The 16,778-nt window shown below is 67.9% G+C and carries 16 protein-coding genes and 2 pseudogenes; 9 read left to right on the top strand and 9 right to left on the bottom strand.

Translation table 11 applies throughout. The features are described 5' to 3' along the window. Window positions 1-351: 351 nt before the first annotated feature. Window positions 352-1,572: an MFS transporter gene (locus tag A3CU_RS0126905; RefSeq protein ID WP_052372231.1), complete on the top strand. Its 1,221-nt coding sequence runs from the start codon at window positions 352-354 to the stop codon at window positions 1,570-1,572. A gap of 215 nt (window positions 1,573-1,787) precedes the next feature. Here the strand turns inward: A3CU_RS0126905 and A3CU_RS0126900 are convergent, their stop codons facing one another. The 6 genes from A3CU_RS0126900 to A3CU_RS0126875 form a co-directional block, all read right to left on the bottom strand. Further along, on the bottom strand, window positions 1,788-2,648 hold the full coding sequence (locus A3CU_RS0126900; protein ID WP_027944918.1) for a LysR family transcriptional regulator: 861 nt from the start codon (window positions 2,646-2,648) through the stop codon (window positions 1,788-1,790). 504 nt (window positions 2,649-3,152) lie between these two features. Then, complete coding sequence (locus A3CU_RS55780; protein WP_084143816.1) at window positions 3,153-3,407, bottom strand: polymorphic toxin type 28 domain-containing protein; 255 nt, start codon at window positions 3,405-3,407, stop codon at window positions 3,153-3,155. 353 nt (window positions 3,408-3,760) lie between these two features. Next, entirely contained in the window at window positions 3,761-4,240 is a 480-nt protein-coding gene (locus A3CU_RS0126890; RefSeq protein ID WP_027944916.1) for a hypothetical protein, read from the bottom strand. A 15-nt stretch (window positions 4,241-4,255) separates the two neighbouring features. Beyond that, window positions 4,256-4,393, bottom strand: coding sequence for a hypothetical protein (locus A3CU_RS52765; RefSeq protein WP_156960568.1), 138 nt, complete (start codon window positions 4,391-4,393; stop codon window positions 4,256-4,258). A 207-nt stretch (window positions 4,394-4,600) separates the two neighbouring features. Further along, a complete protein-coding gene (locus A3CU_RS0126880) occupies window positions 4,601-5,332 on the bottom strand; it encodes a DUF1990 family protein (RefSeq protein ID WP_027944915.1) in 732 nt (243 codons plus the stop codon). Next, window positions 5,329-5,541 carry a hypothetical protein gene (locus A3CU_RS0126875; protein WP_027944914.1) on the bottom strand — a complete coding sequence of 71 codons (213 nt, stop codon included), beginning with the start codon at window positions 5,539-5,541 and terminating at the stop codon, window positions 5,329-5,331. The genes A3CU_RS0126880 and A3CU_RS0126875 overlap by 4 nt, the downstream gene beginning before the upstream one ends. Before the next feature lie 89 nt (window positions 5,542-5,630). Between A3CU_RS0126875 and A3CU_RS0126870 the strand changes: the two genes are divergently transcribed. Then, a complete protein-coding gene (locus tag A3CU_RS0126870) occupies window positions 5,631-6,368 on the top strand; it encodes a hypothetical protein (protein ID WP_027944913.1) in 738 nt (245 codons plus the stop codon). Window positions 6,369-6,575: 207 nt separating this feature from the next. Here A3CU_RS0126870 and A3CU_RS0126865 read toward each other — a convergent pair whose 3' ends face one another. Both A3CU_RS0126865 and A3CU_RS0126860 read right to left on the bottom strand, forming a co-directional pair. After that, complete coding sequence (locus A3CU_RS0126865) at window positions 6,576-6,977, bottom strand: nuclear transport factor 2 family protein (RefSeq protein WP_027944912.1); 402 nt, start codon at window positions 6,975-6,977, stop codon at window positions 6,576-6,578. Further along, window positions 6,974-7,972 carry an NADP-dependent oxidoreductase gene (locus A3CU_RS0126860; protein WP_027944911.1) on the bottom strand — a complete coding sequence of 333 codons (999 nt, stop codon included), beginning with the start codon at window positions 7,970-7,972 and terminating at the stop codon, window positions 6,974-6,976. The genes A3CU_RS0126865 and A3CU_RS0126860 overlap by 4 nt, the downstream gene beginning before the upstream one ends. Window positions 7,973-8,094: 122 nt before the next feature. On the opposite strand from A3CU_RS0126860, the gene A3CU_RS0126855 reads away from it, so the two are divergent. Next, window positions 8,095-8,970 carry a LysR family transcriptional regulator gene (locus tag A3CU_RS0126855; protein WP_027944910.1) on the top strand — a complete coding sequence of 292 codons (876 nt, stop codon included), beginning with the start codon at window positions 8,095-8,097 and terminating at the stop codon, window positions 8,968-8,970. Window positions 8,971-9,190: 220 nt separating this feature from the next. On the opposite strand, the gene A3CU_RS0126850 is transcribed toward A3CU_RS0126855, so the two are convergent. Then, window positions 9,191-9,754 (bottom strand): TetR/AcrR family transcriptional regulator, encoded by a 564-nt coding sequence (locus A3CU_RS0126850; RefSeq protein ID WP_245617359.1) that lies wholly within the window; start codon window positions 9,752-9,754, stop codon window positions 9,191-9,193. Between the two features lie 265 nt (window positions 9,755-10,019). Between A3CU_RS0126850 and A3CU_RS0126845 the strand changes: the two genes are divergently transcribed. From A3CU_RS0126845 to A3CU_RS55770, 6 genes and pseudogenes are all read left to right on the top strand, one after another. Then, window positions 10,020-10,937, top strand: coding sequence for an MBL fold metallo-hydrolase (locus A3CU_RS0126845; protein WP_027944908.1), 918 nt, complete (start codon window positions 10,020-10,022; stop codon window positions 10,935-10,937). A gap of 451 nt (window positions 10,938-11,388) precedes the next feature. Further along, window positions 11,389-11,601 (top strand): GIY-YIG nuclease family protein, encoded by a 213-nt coding sequence (locus tag A3CU_RS55775; protein ID WP_156960573.1) that lies wholly within the window; start codon window positions 11,389-11,391, stop codon window positions 11,599-11,601. 255 nt (window positions 11,602-11,856) lie between these two features. Further along, window positions 11,857-12,063, top strand: a pseudogene (locus A3CU_RS51440) (lysoplasmalogenase family protein); the annotation flags it as partial. 110 nt (window positions 12,064-12,173) lie between these two features. Beyond that, window positions 12,174-12,644, top strand: a complete 471-nt coding sequence (locus A3CU_RS46760) for a hypothetical protein (RefSeq protein ID WP_043842657.1) — start codon at window positions 12,174-12,176, stop codon at window positions 12,642-12,644. Further along, entirely contained in the window at window positions 12,641-16,261 is a 3,621-nt protein-coding gene (locus A3CU_RS0126830; protein ID WP_027944907.1) for a tetratricopeptide repeat protein, read from the top strand. The genes A3CU_RS46760 and A3CU_RS0126830 overlap by 4 nt, the downstream gene beginning before the upstream one ends. A 3-nt stretch (window positions 16,262-16,264) precedes the next feature. Then, window positions 16,265-16,381, top strand: a pseudogene (locus A3CU_RS55770) (o-succinylbenzoate synthase); the annotation flags it as partial. Between the last annotated feature and the right edge of the window lie 397 nt (window positions 16,382-16,778).

Below are 16,778 nucleotides of genomic sequence, written 5' to 3'. Positions count from 1 at the left end.
TACCGGCTCGCGCTGCGCGAGGACCAGGTCGATGTCGCTGCGGTGATGGCCGAAGCGCCGGCACGTCGCACGCATCGTGACTCCGCCGTTCCGCGGGTGGCGTCCGCACCATTGATCATCGCAGCTACGGCGGACTGAAGTCACGGCGCGGTCACGGCATCTCGTCCTCGCCCCCGCCCCGGATCATCAGCAATCAAGATAACCGTCATCTCGAGCCATCTCATCAACATGGGAAGTAATGCGGTGCGCCAGACGCTGGACTGACAGTCTGAGTAGCAAGGACGCTGCTCAGGCGCCGACCGATGTCCCTGCCCGAGCCGCATCCGCGGCTCACTCCCGGAGAAGGTGTCCGTGTCCGCATCCACTCAGCTCCAGGCCCCACACCGGCCGACCACCGCAAACGGCGTACCCGGATGGCTGGTCGCGCTCCTGGCCGTCGCCTCGGGTATGACCGTCGCCAACCTGTACTACGCCCAGCCCCTGCTGTCCTCACTGAGCAGCGTCTTCCACACCAGCACGGCCACCGCCGGCGCACTGATCACCATCACGCAGGTCGGCTACGTGGCGGGCATGCTCTTCCTAGTCCCGCTCGGCGACCGGCTGGAGAAGCGGAACCTCGTCACCGCCCTGCTGACGGTCACGACCCTCGCCCTAGTGGCGGCCGGCCTTGCCACCAGCTTCCCGATGCTGCTGATCGCCTCACTGGTCAGCGGGGCCACTTCGGTCGTCGCCCAGATCCTGGTGCCCTTCGCCGCGAGCCTCGCCGCCGACCACGCCCGGGGACGCGTCGTCGGCCGGGTGATGAGCGGCCTGCTCACCGGCATCCTGCTCTCCCGCACGCTGAGCAGCCTGGTCTCCGACCTCGCCGGCTGGCGCGTCGTCTTCCTCGGCTCCGCCGTCCTGATGGCCGTGCTCGCGGTGGCCCTGCGCGCGGCCCTGCCGCAGCACGCCCCAACCACCACCATCCCGTACCACCACGTGCTGCGCTCCACCGCCCAGTTGGTGCGCACACACCCCGCGCTGCTGCGCCGCGGCCTCTACCAGGCGGCCATGTTCGGCGTCTTCAGCGCCTTCTGGACCACCGTCTCCTTCGTCCTGACCGGTCCCTACTTCAACTATTCCCCGGTGGGTGTCGGCATCTTCGCCCTCGTCGGCGCGCTCGGCGCCGCCATCGCTCCCTTGGCCGGTCACTGGGCCGACCGCAAGCTTGTTCGCCCCGTGACCGGTATCGCCTTCGTGGTCGCCGCGGTCGGCTTCGGCCTCGCGGGCTTCGGCCAACACAGCATCATCCTGATCGCCCTGGCCGCCATCCTGATCGACATAGCGGTGCAGACCACCCTCATCCTCGGCCAGCACACCGTCTACCAGCTCGATCCGAACGCACGCGCACGCCTCAACAGCGCGTTCATCGCCATCTTCTTCCTCGGCGGTGCCGTCGGCTCCCAGCTCGGCTCGATCGTCTACCACGCAGGAGGCTGGAGCGCCCTCACCGTCCTCGGCGCCGCCCTGCCCGTCCTGGCCCTGCTCTACTGGACCACGGAACGCCGGGCACAAACGCGAACCACACGCTGACCCGACACCGACGGCGTTGATCCGCCAGGCCCACCACAGGCCACTGTGCCGGCCACAGGACGCACCCGCGCTTCAAGCCAGGAAGCCCCTCCCGGCTGAAGCGCGGGTGCGGTGTCATGGACGGACAGGATGTCCTACGACGCAGGCGCTCGCCCTACGGCAGGCCCCCTGTGAGCTGCCAGCGGTCACGGACGTATCCGAGAAAGGACACTGCATCACGTGATGTGCCGCAGCAGTGCCGCAACCGCCGGATGCGCTTCGCCGCGGGGCCGTACCACCATGACCTTCCAGCTCGGCGCATGCTGGGCGAACCTACGCACAGCCAGATCGGGGAAACGTGCAGCGATCGACTCCGGCATGATGCAGACGCCCAGATCGTGCCGGACGAGTTCGGAGGCAGCGACAATGTCGTTCACCTCAAAGGTGTTGCTGCGCTCGACGAGAGCCGCACGGAAGGCCCGGTCCACTGCGTAACGGATCGCCCAGCCCGGCGTGAAGTCCACGAACGGCAGAGGGGCGACTTCCGCGAACGTCACCAGAACGTCATCGGTGAAATCTCGCCCAGGCGAGGCCACCAACACCATCTCCTCGCGTGACAGCAACCGGGTCGCCAAGCCCCGTTGCTGCTGACGATCGAAGGCGACAACGGCCAGATCCACTGTGCCCTCACGCAGCGCCTGCCGAATATCGGCCACCGCCGCCTGCCGGAGGTTGACCACCACACCCGGGTGCTCCGCCCGCAAGCTCGCTAGAGCACGGTGGAGCCCGGCCCAGACGCCCTGCATCGTGCCGACCGTGACACGCCCCCGAAGCTCCCCCCGCATGGCATCGACTGCAGCTCGGGCCTGCTCGGCAGCCCGCAGCGCCGTACGTGCGGCCGGTACGAACGCCTCACCAGCCTGGGTCAGTGTCACCCGGTGCGTGGTGCGCTCGAACAACTTGCTGCCCAGCTCCTTTTCCAGCGCGCGCACCGTGGTCGACACCGCGGACTGCACCACGTGCAGCCGCTGCGCTGCCGCCGTGAACCCCCCGGCCTCAGCGACCGCGACGACAACCTCCATCTGCCGCAGGTCCATTGCCCTCGCCGCCTCTCCGGTTCGGCATCCCCAGCGGATCATCTCTCTACGAGATCACCACACCACAAGTCATCTTATCCGCTGTAGAACCAGTGGCCGCGCAGTCCCGCCGCTGACCAGCAATGACACGCCTCGACAGCGACCAGTCGGAAGGGCGTGCCCGTCCTCCCGCTTCGTTGTCGGCGATCTTGCGGGCTTTCAGTGCGACCGCGTGCGCAGTCAACGCTCCGGCGCACATGGCCGCGGCCAGGCCGGCAACGACGTGCACGTGGGGACGGTGTCGGTGCAGCAGCAACACCTCGGTGCGTATTCAAGTGGTGAGTGCACCAGGTTAGGTTGGCGAGTCTAGCAATGGATCTTCCGAATCAGATCGGTCGAATCAGGCGGCGAGTCTCCCCAATAATCATCCTCGATCTGTTCGGCGGAGAGATCGTCTCGAACGTCCTGTTCCGGCAAAGCTACCTCTTTTTCCTCACACCGATCCTAACCTGTGAATCCTGCCGGTCAGCCACGCGGAACGAATTGCTCACTGTAGTCAAGGAGGCAGCTGGCCTCGGACAGTTCGGTCTCCAACGCTGGACGATCCTCCGGGGCAAGGCGTGAGTCACTGAGCTGTTGCTTAAGCCGGTTGATCTGCTTCACCAGGCCTCGCTGCGCGTTCCGTACGTCGTTCAAGCAGGCGGTCCTGATCTTGCGCTGGTTCCTCGATGGGACTCGGGCGAAGCAGGTGGCCGTCGATAACGCGATCGGCAAGTCCACCGTCTATGACTATCTCGACCAGGGGTTCACCGTTCTTGCTGCCCAGGCGCCCGCCCGCACTGAAATCGGCGTTACCGGCGGCGAAAATGGCCGCGCACAGCCACGTTATAGCTGGCCAGACCCTAGTCCGGCCAGCCGGGTGGGGCAGTCAAACTGCAGTCCCCGAATTGCGTAGCCCGGGCTTCCTCGGCTCGGGCCCTTGTTCTGAACCCTCGGATTTTCCACGGCCGCGTAAAGCCATCAGGATTGTCTGATGTGGACAGATCGGCCGCCGTCGCGGGAGAGTTCGGCGCGACCTCGTGTATACCGGCCTCCTCCGCGTTGATCACCAGCCGTCCTCACTGAACTGGTGGTCACATCAGTGCGCTGGCCGACTCCACCCGTAGCCGCTCCAAGGTGTCGATCTGCTTGGCGGCGCGAGCGATCAGACCGTCCAGTTCCGCCGTGCTGAGGCGGTTGTCGTGCTCGGCGCGGCTGCGCAGAGTGCGCCAGCCTGCCGCCTTGCCCTCGACGCCCAGCCGCATCGCTTCCAGTTCGAGCACCGGGCTGAGCGGCGATCGGGTAAACAGTCGCCCGTTGAGCTTGAGCCGACCGACCTTCTCGCCCAGCCAACCCAGGGCGGGTTTCAGCGGGTCCAACCGGACGCCCAGCCGTCGCATGATGGTGACAAGCGACGTGCGGTCCTCGGCGATCTCCTCCGCGATCCGGCGCAGCTGCTCTCCGTGCTGTTCTGACCAGGTATTAGCGACCCGGCGGGCCAGTTCGCGACCAACGGTGGCCCCGGCCAGGTGATCATTGAGGTAGATGGCCAGCAACTTTTCGGCACCGGACATGATCGGGTCTCCTACTCACTCGGACATGCTCGCTTGCGGTTCGTCGCCCGCCGACTCCTTGCGGATCAGCCGGCTCAGATACTCCGCCATGTCGCCCACCACATCCCCGGGCGTCGGTCGCCATGCCCGGCGAATACCCAGCACGCTGACCACCAATCGTCCGTCTCGACCGGGTCGGCTTGGCAGTGCCGAATGCGACCACCACCAGCATCGGGACCCCGGCCGTAGGGCCTGACGTGTTCCGCGTAGGCCGGTGGTACGTGTCCCGTTACCTCGCTCAGCGCCCGGACGGTGATGTGTCTGAAGACATGCTGAGTCACTCATTGGTGAACTGGGGGCCACGACCGGACTGAGGCCCACTCAGCCGGGTGCGATGCGGCGGATCGCCAGCGCGTCCAGACGACGGATTTTGGCGTCAGAGGGGGCGAGCCTCAGGTGCTCGACATGCGGGAAAGAACGGGGCGGCACGTTGTCACCGCGCCACCCGCCCTGGACGAATGTTCGTAGCCGTTCCCCACACCTGCGGTAGAAGCGCAGTTGCATGCGGCGGCCGAATATCCGCCACCCCAGGAAGGTGAGGCGGTCCAGCGTGGGAGAACCCTGCGAGTAGCCCGAGGCCAGGAACGTCACCCGGCCCGTGTCCTGGTGCTTGATCACCTCGTAGGTGACCTTGCCACGCTCCAGGTGGCCCTCCAGGGTCTCGTACGCCCATCCCCAGACCCGGTCGCCGTTCTCCCGGAGTTCGTCCACCACCTCGGTGACGCGGACGCCGCAGTAGAAGTGCATCCCGTGGAAACGGGCCTCGAGCAGCATGTCCCGGCCGAGTAGTGGCGCGGCCGGGTCGTACAGCGCTTGCACGATCTCCGGGGGCGAAAACTCGTAGTCACGCACCAGCCCGCAGGCGTGTGCCCAGAAACCGGTCGGCTCCGGCGCACCCGGTCGCTCGGTTGCGAGTCCGGTGCGATGGGTGTCCATGTCCCAGGACGGCCGGCGTACCTCGTCGACTGAGTAGTTGATGTGCGCCGTGGCGAGATCCCGCCAGACCCGCGTGGCGTCGAGCCGCCCGAAGACCCAGCCACCACCCCGAATCACTCGCGTTCCCTCAGCGCATCGCCGATCAGCCAGATCATCGGCGGCCACAGGCCGACGAAGAGCGCCCGACGCTCAGCGTTTCCCCGTTGAGCCTGGTCGACCGTCTTGGCACGCACCCACAGGCTCAGGCACAGGCCGACCGAGGCCAGGGAGGCGAGGTGCAGGTGAGTGCTGCGTACGCCCGCCTGATGCAGTAGCCGGACCACCATGTGCGTCTCCATTGGCTGGTGTCATCGTCGCTCTATGGGGTATCGCCGGTTGTACGCAATTATGCCTGTTCGCCGACCTGGAGGCACCGATGTCGCGACCTCGCCGGGCGCTCGCCGTGGTCGGGCGCTGGCTTCTGGGCACCGGACTCGTAACGTGGCGCTACATCTGGGAGACGACTCCCCTGCACCGCGCCGAGTGCCGCGGTGACGAGGAGGATCGTCCGCCGCAGCTGCGCCGCGACGCTATCGACGACCGGGTGCTGCTGGTGTCGGACGGCTACGGCCCCATGTTCCATCGACGCTTCCGTGTGTGCATTGCCGAGGCCGACCTCGACGCGCGTCAGCTCATGGACCGCGTCGTCCGCGACTTCGAGCACTTCGTTCCCTCCGAAGTCGTCGCCGTCCACGTCGGCGAGGTCGGCACCGGCGGCGGTCCGGACGTGGGCGATGAACTGCTGGTGGAGATGCCAGGGCCGTGGAACGGCCCCGTCAGGATCGCGAACCGCGACAACGCGTCGTTGACCCTCGTGACCCTGCGTGGTCATCTGGAGGCAGGGCAGGTGTGCTTCCGTGCGCGCGACGACGGTGACCTGCTGGTATTCGAGATCGAGCTTTGGGCTCGATCCAGTGGCCGCTTGACGCACTTGCTGTACACGCACCTGCGGCTGTCGAAGGAGGTGCAGCTCAACATGTGGGTGCGCTTTTGCCTGGCCGCGGTCACTACCTCCGGCGGCCGCCTGGTGGACGGTGTGCACATTTCGACCCGCTGGCTCGCCGAGACGACCAAAGACGTGGACGGTCAGCGGTCACGTCCGATTCGGACGTGACCGAGCGGAGTCGACGACGAAAACTGTTCGACACCATGAACCGCGCCCTCGCCACCTCGTGAGTGCGTAAAGACCTGCCGGCACCCGAACTACCCGCCGAAACACGGCGAAAGGTCGAATGTTCCGCGTGCACTCGCCCGCCCAATCGGCACCCGGGCACCGTCGGCAGCATTTGATGATCCGCCGGACGCACTGCCTGGCCTCGCCCTAAAAGGCGTTGTCCAGCGTCAGGGCGAGCTCGGCGATCCGCCACCCACCGTCGGACCGTCGCAGGCTGAACGGGTAGACCCCGGTCGAGACCATCTGGATGCTTTCGCCGGTGTTCCGCGTCTGTAGCAGATAGGCCCGTACCTCAGCGGTGGCGGCGTCCGTCGTCGCGACCACGACATTGCTCAGGTGGTGCCGCACCCTTCCGGTCTGGGCCGTGTGCCCGTCACGGATGAAATCGAGCACCGCCGTGCGTCCGGCGACCGGGCCGAGCACTCCTTGGCCGGGAATCGTGAAGGTCCAGGTGGTGTCCTCGGTCAGGACCGCTTCCAGCTGGGGCATGTTCAGCTCGTCCAAGGCATGGGCGTAGTTCGCCACCGCCTGCTGGAGCTCGGCGATCACGAGACCACCGTCAGCACGATCTTGCCTTGGATGTGGCCCTGCGCGGCTCGCGTGTGTGCGCTGACCGCTTCGTGCAGCGGGTAGGTGCTGTCCACCCCGACCTGGAGCTTGCCCTCGTCGAACAGGCGCCCGATCTCGGCGAGCTGGGGGCCGTTGGAACGCACCTGAATGTTCGAGACGGTGATGCCCAGATGCGCCGTCTCTTCCGGGTCGTACTGGGCGAAGAACACCGGAAGCATGGTGCCTCCGCGCTTGAGCACGGTCAGGAAGCGTGAGCTGTCCGGGCCACCGACGGTGTCGATCACCAGGTCGACGCCGCTGACCACATCCACGACCTGCGTCGTGGTGTAGTCGATGAACTCATCGGCGCCGAGCTTGCGCAGGAACTGCTCGTGCCGGCCCGACGCCACCGCGATGACGTGTGCCCCCTTCCACTTCGCCAGCTGCACCGCGAAGTGGCCCACTCCACCGGCTGCCCCGTTGACCAGCACGGTCATCCCCGGCGTGATCGGCACCGGCTGGTGCACCTGGCCTGTGAAAGGAGACGGCACGGCGTGGCCGAGATCGACCAGGTACTGCCAGGCCGTGAGCACGGCCATCGGCGCACCGGCCGCCTGCACGTGGTCGATGCCGGCTGGCTTGTGGGCCAGGTCGGAAGCCGGCGCGGCGACGTACTCGGCGTACGTCCGGCCGTCGAATCCGGGGAACCGCAGCATGCCGAATACCTCGTCACCGACGGCGAACCCCTGCACGTCCGGAGCGACCGCCTGGACCACGCCCGACATGTCCGTTCCGGGGATCAGGGGGAACTCCAGCGCCGGCCTCATTTCGGCCGGCATGACCTTCATCCCCTCACGCAGGTACCAGTCCGGCGGGTTGATGCCCGCCGCGTGCACCCGGACGAGCACCTCGCCCGGGCCGATCTCGGGAACCGGCACCTCGTCATACTGCAGAACTTCCGGCCCGCCCGCTTCGTGGAACTGGATCGCTTTCATCGCGCCTGTCGCTTTCTCGGGGAAACGTTGCTCCTTCAGTCAAGGCCCAGGACGGCATGGCCGTCCAAGACCGGTTTGGCAACCTGGTCATTCCGGAACGGCATGACGCATACGCTGGAAGGGTGAACGATCTCGGACAGGACCTGGAACTGCGGCTGGTGCGCTACTTCACCGTGGTGGCGGCGCACCAGCACTTCGGCCGGGCCGCCGCCGACTTGCACGTGGCCCAGCCGGCGCTGAGCCGCCAGATCCAACGGCTCGAGAAATATCTCGGCACACGATTGCTGGACCGAACACCCCAGGGCACCCGGCTCACTCCGGCCGGCCAGACCTTCCTCCCCCGGGCCCAAGCCCTGCTGCAGTCGGCTCGCCAGGCCGAGCTGGCCGTGCGCGAACAAGCCGAGACCGAACGAATCGTCATCGGCTACGTGGAAGACCTGGTGATCACTGCCGCCGTACGGGAACTGCGCCGCCGTTACCCGGACGCCGAGATCGCCACCCGGTACCTGAGCTGCCGCGACGTCGGGGCGCTGTCCGACAAACGCGTCGACGCCCTGATCGCGCGGGCCCCGCTGCCGCTCGCCGCCGACGACGTGTCCATCACCCCGCTGTACGAGGAGCCCCGGATGCTCGTGGTCCCGCGCGGCCACCCGTTGGCCGACCGTGCATCGGTGACCGCGGAAGAACTGGCCGGCGAAGAGGCGGCGCCGTGCGCGTTCGAGACCGCGGACTGGACTTCGTACCGGATCCTCGGGGCTGGCGTGCCGCCGATCGAGAGCTACGAGGACAAGCTCGAACTCGTCGCGAGTGGTGAGGCGATCGCCGTGCTACCGGTCAGCGACCGGCGTAGCTCACTGCGTCCCAACCTCATCACCGTCCCGATCGAGGGCGCTCCCCCCAGCCAGGTCGTCCTGGTCAGCCGCAAGGGCGACCCGAATCCGATGATCAGGAAGCTCCGGCTGGCGGCCAAGGCCGTCCTGACCGCCCCGGCAGCCTGACCGGAACCAGCCGACCCGCTTAGCGCGCTGACTGCAACCGAACTCGTCGACGCGGAACTAGCCGCGGCCTACGGGCTGATCAACCGGGCGCTGCCGCCTGCGATCATGCCGACTGCCTCCGGACCGGCCTGCAGGTCCTGGTCGGCTTCGCGGAACAGGGCGTCGCGGCGCTGTTGCCGGCCCTACCCCGTGTGACAGGGGCCGTCGGCACGAGCGTCCGTCAGGGGCCGGTGCGGTCAAGAACCGCTGCCACGAGCCGGCGGGCATAAGCGGTGTCGAGTCCGTCGGGACGGAACAGGATGCGGTACATCAGGGGGGCAACGACGTGGTCGATGAGCGTTTCGACTTCGGGTACCTCCTCCCTCCGCTTGGTCGCGCGGGCGAGGATGGCGTCGATCTGTTCGGCGGCATAGGCCGAACACTGGCCGGCATTGCCGCCGCCCGGGTCTCCGAGCAGGGCATCGCGGATGTACGCGCGGCCGGCGGGAGAGGCCATCTCGTCGTGGAACTGTTCGACCCAGGCCGAAAGGTCGTCACGCAGGTTCCCATGATCTTTGGGCGCGGCGTCGGGCCTCAGGCGCTCGACCGCCACGTCCGACAGCAGCTGCTGCAGGTCGCCCCAGCGGCGGTAGATCGTCGACGGTGTCACGCCCGCACGCTGGGCGACCATCGGCACGGTCAGGGCGTCCCGCCCCACCTCCGACGTGAGTTCGCGCACGGCGGTGTGCACCGCTGCCTGTACGCGGGCGCTACGGCCGCCGGGGCGCACCATCTGCTTGGTCATAGACGCGACTCTAAGGCTAAGCAATTGCTTTTGACAACCTTCCAAGGGGCCCCTCGAGGGCACAAAAGCTAAGAGATTGCATTAACTCTTTGCGTGGCCTACGGTGATTAAAAGCCAAGTCGTTGCTCGCGGCCCTCGCGGCCTTCACAGTGCCGAGGCGCAGGACCGCCCGCCTCGCACACAAGGACCTTCCGTAACGCGCCTGATCCGTAACACACCCAGCCGTACGAGTCCACCCATATCGACCCCCGAAGGAACCCATGCCATGAGCACCGCACCGACCTCCACCGCCCCGGCCCCCGCTCCCTCCTGGACCGTGGGCGACGTCACCGTCCACCGCATCGACGAAATTCTTCTTCCGCCCGCCACCGGACCGTGGCTGCTGCCCGGCGCCACCCCCGATCTCGTCGCCGCGCAGGACTGGCTGCACCCCCACTTCGCCGACGCCGAGGGCGTCCTCCACATCGACAGCCACAGCTTCGCCGTCGTCCTGGGCGGCATGCGCGTCCTGGTCGACACCAGCATCGGCAACGGCAAGGAACGAGCCAACCCGGCCTGGCACAACCTGGACACTGACTTTCTCCAGCGCCTGACCGACGCCGGTTTCCACCCGGGCTCGGTCGACCTGGTGGTCCTCACCCACCTGCACGCCGACCACGTCGGCTGGAACACCCGCGAGGTGGACGGCGAGTGGGTCCCCACCTTCCCCCGCGCCCGCTATCTGACCTCCCGCACCGAGCGGGAGTTCTGGGCCGGTTACGACATGGACGAAGCGCGTGCGCAGATGTTCCACGACTCCGTGATCCCGGTGGAGAAGGCAGGGCTGCTCGACCTCGTCAACGTCCCCGACGAAGGCGCCGAGATCGTCCCCGGCCTGCGCCTGCTCCCCACACCAGGCCACACACCCGGCCATGTCGCCGTCGAGCTGACGAGCCGCGGCCGGACGGCTCTGATCACCGGGGACTGCATCCACCACCCTGTCCAGTTGGCCCACCCCACCATCGGCGCCTGCGTCGACATCGACCCGCGGCAGGCCGAAACCTCACGCCGTATGCTGCTCGGTTCACTCGCCGGCACGGACACCCTCGTCCTGGGCACCCACTTCGCACCCCCCACCGCCGGATACGTCGTCGCCCACCAGGACGCCTACCGGCTCTCGCCCGCTCCCGCCGACTCGCACTGACCGGGCAACAGTCCTGACGGCCCGGCAGCCAGCCGTGCGCTCAGCCGCTGACGCGGGACCTCCAACTTCCGGCCTGTCACGTCTGTCTCCGCCGGATTCTTCAGGTTCCACCCCGCCGGGTTGTTCGTGCTCTGCCAGGTGTTCGATGGCGGGCCGTAGGTGGTCCGCGCACAGGCGCAGCCAGCGAGAAGAGGCCGTCCCGGGCCCGGGTGAACGGTCGCCTGACCATTCGAGGAGGTGGGGCCACTCGCTCCGTTCCCCTCGGGACCGACGAACCCGTTCAAGACAGCTCGCAAGACCGCGACACCAGGGGCTCCTGATGTTCACCCAGCACGCGGGGTCACAACGGCCTCCGCTTGGCCGCAGCCGTGTCAGTGGCTGGCAGTAAGCAGCGCTGGAAGGCTGACCCATAACCACCAGGAGGGCACTTGACCGAAAGTAGCCGTGGGTAATTTACGTTTGTAAGTATCCTCATACCTGGAGTTTGAAGATCGGCCAGACAAGCAGGGAGTCCACAGGACGCGCCAGAGAAATCTCCCGAGCGACCGGGGTGCCGGCCGAGTACGAGGTGATTTACGACCAAGCAGCAAACGACGCTGCCAGCCGGTGCCGAGTGAAAACCGCGACACCACGGCAGTCCCCCGTGCTGGCAAGCGCCGGATAGGCGAATCGGTCGTGGCAGCGTCGGTCGACGAGCTGAACTCGGCTACGGTCCACGTCGCGACCGTCGTCCCCACCGCTCTCCTGACCACGGCTTCCCCCTCATCGATCGCATCTATCGCGGTGCCGGTACAGCGGTCCCGAAGCAGCGCCAGGTAGTCGGCTCGATCGAGACGGCAAAGCTTAAGCGCCCTGCCAAGGGGCCAATCGGGGCTCGTCAGGCCAGCACCCGTCGCCTCCGGATTGTCCTGGCCCGGCGCGATCGGCGGGCGGCGCGCTGTTCCTGATCTCGGACGGGTTCATCGCCCTGAGCCTGTCGGAGGTGCACCTGCTGCGGCATCAATGGGCGATCGTCATGGCCATCTATGTCGTCGCGCAGTTCATGATCGCGGTGGCCCTGCTGGGTGGACGGCCCTCTCGCGAGGCCACCCGGTCGACCTCGACACCGTCGACGACCGGGCCGTGACCATCCGCTTGGCCGGGCGCGCTGGTTTATTCGGTTGTCATCGATTTCCGCTAACGTGTTCGTTGACGGTTGTTAGGGGATTACCGTCCGTTCATAAGGGTGGGGGCGTGATGTCGGATCTGATCGAGACGTTGGCCAGCGAGGGCGGCAAGGAGCTGGTCAAGGCTCTGGCCGCTGGGTTTGGCGGACTGGTGAAGAAGGCGATCCCCGCCCTGTGGCGGCGCTCCGGGAGCGAGACTGAAAAGCGGATGGCCGCCGAGCTCGACCGTTCGGCCGCGGAACTCGCCGCCGCGAGCGAGCGCGGTGACGACCGCGCCCTGCTGCGGGTCGAGGCCATGTGGGAGACGCGGTTGCGGGACCTGCTCGCCGCCAGCCCGGCGGCGCGGCGTGAGCTGGAGGCGATCCTGGACGATCTCCGGCGGCAGGCCCCACCAGAGCCGAAGATCGTGCAGCACGTCGTCGCCGACGGCTCGCACTCGACCGCGCAGGGCGTGATCGGCGGTGCCATCAACAACTACGCTGCGCCGTCGGGCGAGGGCGCAGCGGAGGAACGGGGTGGCGCGCCGCTGGACCAGCCGTGAGTGCGCGGGCGGGCGCGGGTGGCACTGGAGGCTCCCAGATCACGCAGATCGTCCGCGCCGAAGCGGGCCACGCGTATGGGCAGATCGACGGCGACATGCACGTGTTCGCCGACCGGGGGCCGGTGTACCGGTTGGTCGCCGACACCGCCGGCCGAAGCGGGACAGCGCCCGAGGACGACGACGCCGGACCGCCGGCCCAGCCCAGCCATCTGCTCAACGCCCATTCCGGGGTGGTGGCCTTCACCGGCCGGGCCACCGAGGTCGGCGAGCTGACCGCGTGGCTCGGCAGCCATGCGAGCCGGGCGGCGCGGTGGCTGCACGGCCCAGGAGGCCAGGGCAAGACCCGACTGGCCGATCACCTCGCCGCCAACGCCGCCCGCGCCGGCTGGAAAGTGATCACCGCCGAACGCACGTCCGGCCGGGTCGACGGCGGCGAGCCCACCAGCCAGGACCTGCGGATCGGGGCGGCGGCCGGCCTGCTGTTGCTGATCGACTACGCCGACCGGTGGCCCCTGGCGCACCTGACCTTGCTGTTCAGCAACAAGATCCTCAACCAGGACGTGCCGGTTCGGGTGCTGCTTCTCGCGCGCGCGAGACACGCCTGGCCGGCCCTGCGCCACGCCCTCACTCAGGACGGATGGCCGCCCGGCGCGTGCACCGCCCGCAGCCTGGACCCACTGCCGTCAACCAGCGACGCCCGCGCCCGGATGTTCACCGCCGCCCGGGACGGCTTCGCCCGCCGCTACCGGCTCCCCGACGCGGGGGCGATCGCGCTTCCGGACTGGCTGGCGCGTGACGAGTTCGGCCTTACCCTCGCCGTGCACATGGCGGCCCTGGTCGCCGTCGACCGCCACGCCCGACCCACCCCGCAGCTGCCTTCCCCCGACGACCTGCCCGGATTGACCGGTTACCTGCTCGAGCGGGAACAACACCATTGGCACACCCTGCACGACAACGGCACCAGCAAAGCCCGGTCGGACCCCGCAGGAGGGCGCGTGGCGTTCGATACCACCCCCGAGGGGATGGCGCAGGTCGTGTTCACCGCCACGCTCACCGGCCCCCTCGCCTACCAGGACGCCAAGGCCGCCCTGGGTTCCGTGGGCATCGGCGACGCCGACCGGGCGCTGGCCGACCATGCTCGCTGCTACCCTCCCGCCGACCCCCGCACCGTCCTGGAACCGATGTATCCGGACCGGCTCGCCGAGGATTTCCTCGCGCTTTGCCTGCCCGGCCACCCCATGCCCAGCCCCACGCCTCCCGCCTGGGCCGATGGTGCGCCCGGTCTCCTGCTCGCCCCGCCCGCCGACGGCGGCCCACCGCCTTACACCGCCAGGGCGATCACCTTTCTGGCCGCCGCCAGCGACCGCTGGCCCCATCTGATGCCCACCTTGGAGGCGTTGGACACGCTCCTGCCGGACGACCCATCTGGCGCGCTCGCCATCGCGGCGGCCGACCTCGCCGAACGCATCACCCCGCACCGCCTGGCCCGCACCGAAGACCCCGCCGAGCGCGCCCACGTCCACGCCGACCTGGGGAAGCGGCGGGTGTTCGCCGACCGGCATGAGAAGGCCGAGGACACGTTCCGGGAGGCGGTGCGGCTCTTCCGCCCGCTCGCCGAAGCCGATCCGCTCGAGTTCGAGCCCGACCTCACCGAGGCCCTGGCCTTCCTCGCGGCGGCACAAGTCCTGCAAGAGCTTGGTGGGGACTGGATGACGGCCAGCGCCAACCTGATCATCCGGGGCTCCCGGTGGACCCACCCGGCGAAGCTATCGGAGGCCCTGGACGCCTTGAGTGAGGCCCGTGAGATCAGCCTCCGGCTGGCGCGGCAGAACCCCGCCGAGTACCGGGAAGGCGCCGCCACATTGGCGGGGGGAGTGGCGGCGACGTTGATGAGACTGGAGCGGACCGCGGAGGCGCTGGTACCTGCGACCGAGGTGGTCGACCTCGTCCGCCCGTTGGCTCGGGACCATTCCGCCAAGCACGAAGCGCATCTCGCCGGGTGGCTGGACTTTCGCGCCGTCATCCTGAACGAGCTGGATCGATTCGACGAGGCGCTGCGCGACGTCAACGAATCCGTCGAGATCTACCGCCGGCTTGCCCACGACAATCCCGCCGAGCACACCACAGCTCTCCAGTCCGCGCTGGAACGACTCGCTCGTGTCCTGAACTCACTGGGCAGGCCGGACGAGTCCTTGCACGCGATCCACGAGGCCCTCCGGATCGCCCGCCGCCTCGCCCGCGACAACGCCCCCGGCCACGAGGAGGGTCTGCTGTCCGCGCTGGAACAACTTGCCCAGATCCTGCCCGACCAAGGCCGGTGGGAGGAAGCGCTGGCGCCAACCACCGAGGCCGTCGCGCTCGCCCGCCGCCTCGCCCAGGACAACCCCGCCAAACACGAGGGACGACTCGTCGGCGTGCTGAGCAACATCGGCTGGATCCTGCGGGAGCTGGGCCGGTGGGAGCAGGCGCTGGCGTCAACCAGCGAGACTGTCGAGATCCGCCGCCGCCTTGCTCGCGACAACCCCGCCGACCACGAATACCCCCTTGGGGTCGAAACCATCTATCTGGGCGAGATCCTGGCGAGACTAGGCCGGTGGGAGGAGGCGCTGACAGCCGCCGCAGAAGGCGTCGAGGTCTTTTCCCGTCAAGACGGAAAAGGTGCCAAAGGCATCGACTTTTACCTCACGTCAGCGGCCAGCATTCTCGCTAACACGGTGGCGGAAGAGGGGTGGCGGGAGCGGCGTCCACTGAAAAATATTGCCAAGGGCCTCTCCGAGTACGCTTCCCTCGTCAAGGAACAAAGCAAAGAGGCGGCGCTCCCTGGGGAGGACGACGAAGCAGCCGCAGGGCTACGTCCGGCCGTCGAGAAGATTCGCCGTCGATTGGCCGCCCCAGTCTCGCAACTCTACCGACAGATCGCCGGCCCCGACCTGCTGGCCGCTGAACCGCTCCTCGCCGAGGTGTGGAGCCGTTTGCGCATGACACCGGAGACAGCAGGACTGTCAGCGAAGTCCGCGGCCGCGTTGGATGTCGCCATCGCGGCCTGCCGTCGGCGGGCACGACGCAACCGCGATCGGCACAATCCCGACCTCGCTGCTGCCTTGAGCGCCAAGGCGTTACTGCTGCGGCAACTCGGAAAGCACGAGATCGTGTTGGCCCCGGCGTTCGAGGCTGTCGAGATCTACCGTCGGCTGGTGCCCCGCGAGCCGGGCGTCCACGAACCCGCGCTCGCCGCGGCGTGGGTCCTTGCCAGCGTGGTCACCGCGGAACTCGGATTCGTCGAGACGTCCACCGCGTCGATGGAGCAGGCGATCCGGATCCGCCGACAGCTCGCCCGGCACGACCCCGCCGCCTACGGACCCGCACTCGCCGCTGAACTGGCCATCCTCGGCAGGATCCTGGGAAAACAAGGCCGGTGGGAAGAGGCGCTGGCCGTTGTCAGCGAGTCATATGACATCCGCCAACTCGATCAGACCAGCTCCACCACCGCCCGTGACCATCTCACCGCGGCCGAGGAATTCCTCGCCGCGCACCTCACCGGGCCAGAACGACGCCCCGAACACCTCGCCGCGCTGCACCACGCCGCCACCGACCGTCGACGCCGAACAGCAACCTGACGAGCGGCGAGTGTCATCAACATCAAGCCCGGCAGAGTGGGGGGCTACCTGGAAGCGACGCGCATCCATGACCTGGCCGCGGCGAACGGCATAGCGGTCTGGTGCGGCGGAATGCTGGAGAAGGTCGTGGTGCCCTTCTGCCCAGTCAATTCCGTGGAATGCGGGAGGTCTTACCTTCACGTGTCGATCCCCATTCGTTGCCGCATCTGTGCTGGTCACAGACCCTGACGAGAACCCGCAGCGCCCTAGCCCAGGGCTTTCACGGTAATTCGATGTGTGGGTGTGTCGGATAGGGAGAAAGGTGCTCTGACCTGGGAGAATCCGGTTTGCTGAGGACCGATTTTTCCGAGATCTGGAGCACCTTTCTGGTGAGTGAGTCTACGGGGTTCTATCCCATGCCTGTTGTTGACGCGGCCGGAAACGGGGTGGTTTCTCACGCGGGTGCGGTGCTGCTGGCTGATACCGCGCGGGCGCTGGGGCTGGACCGGGAGCTCTCGGCGGCGTTGGGGCCGTGGCG

The sequence above is a fragment of the Amycolatopsis taiwanensis DSM 45107 genome, from assembly GCF_000519205.1.
Classification (GTDB): domain Bacteria; phylum Actinomycetota; class Actinomycetes; order Mycobacteriales; family Pseudonocardiaceae; genus Amycolatopsis_E; species Amycolatopsis_E taiwanensis.
Note: the sequence above shows the minus strand (reverse complement) of the source record. Positions and strands in the feature narration are given on the sequence as shown.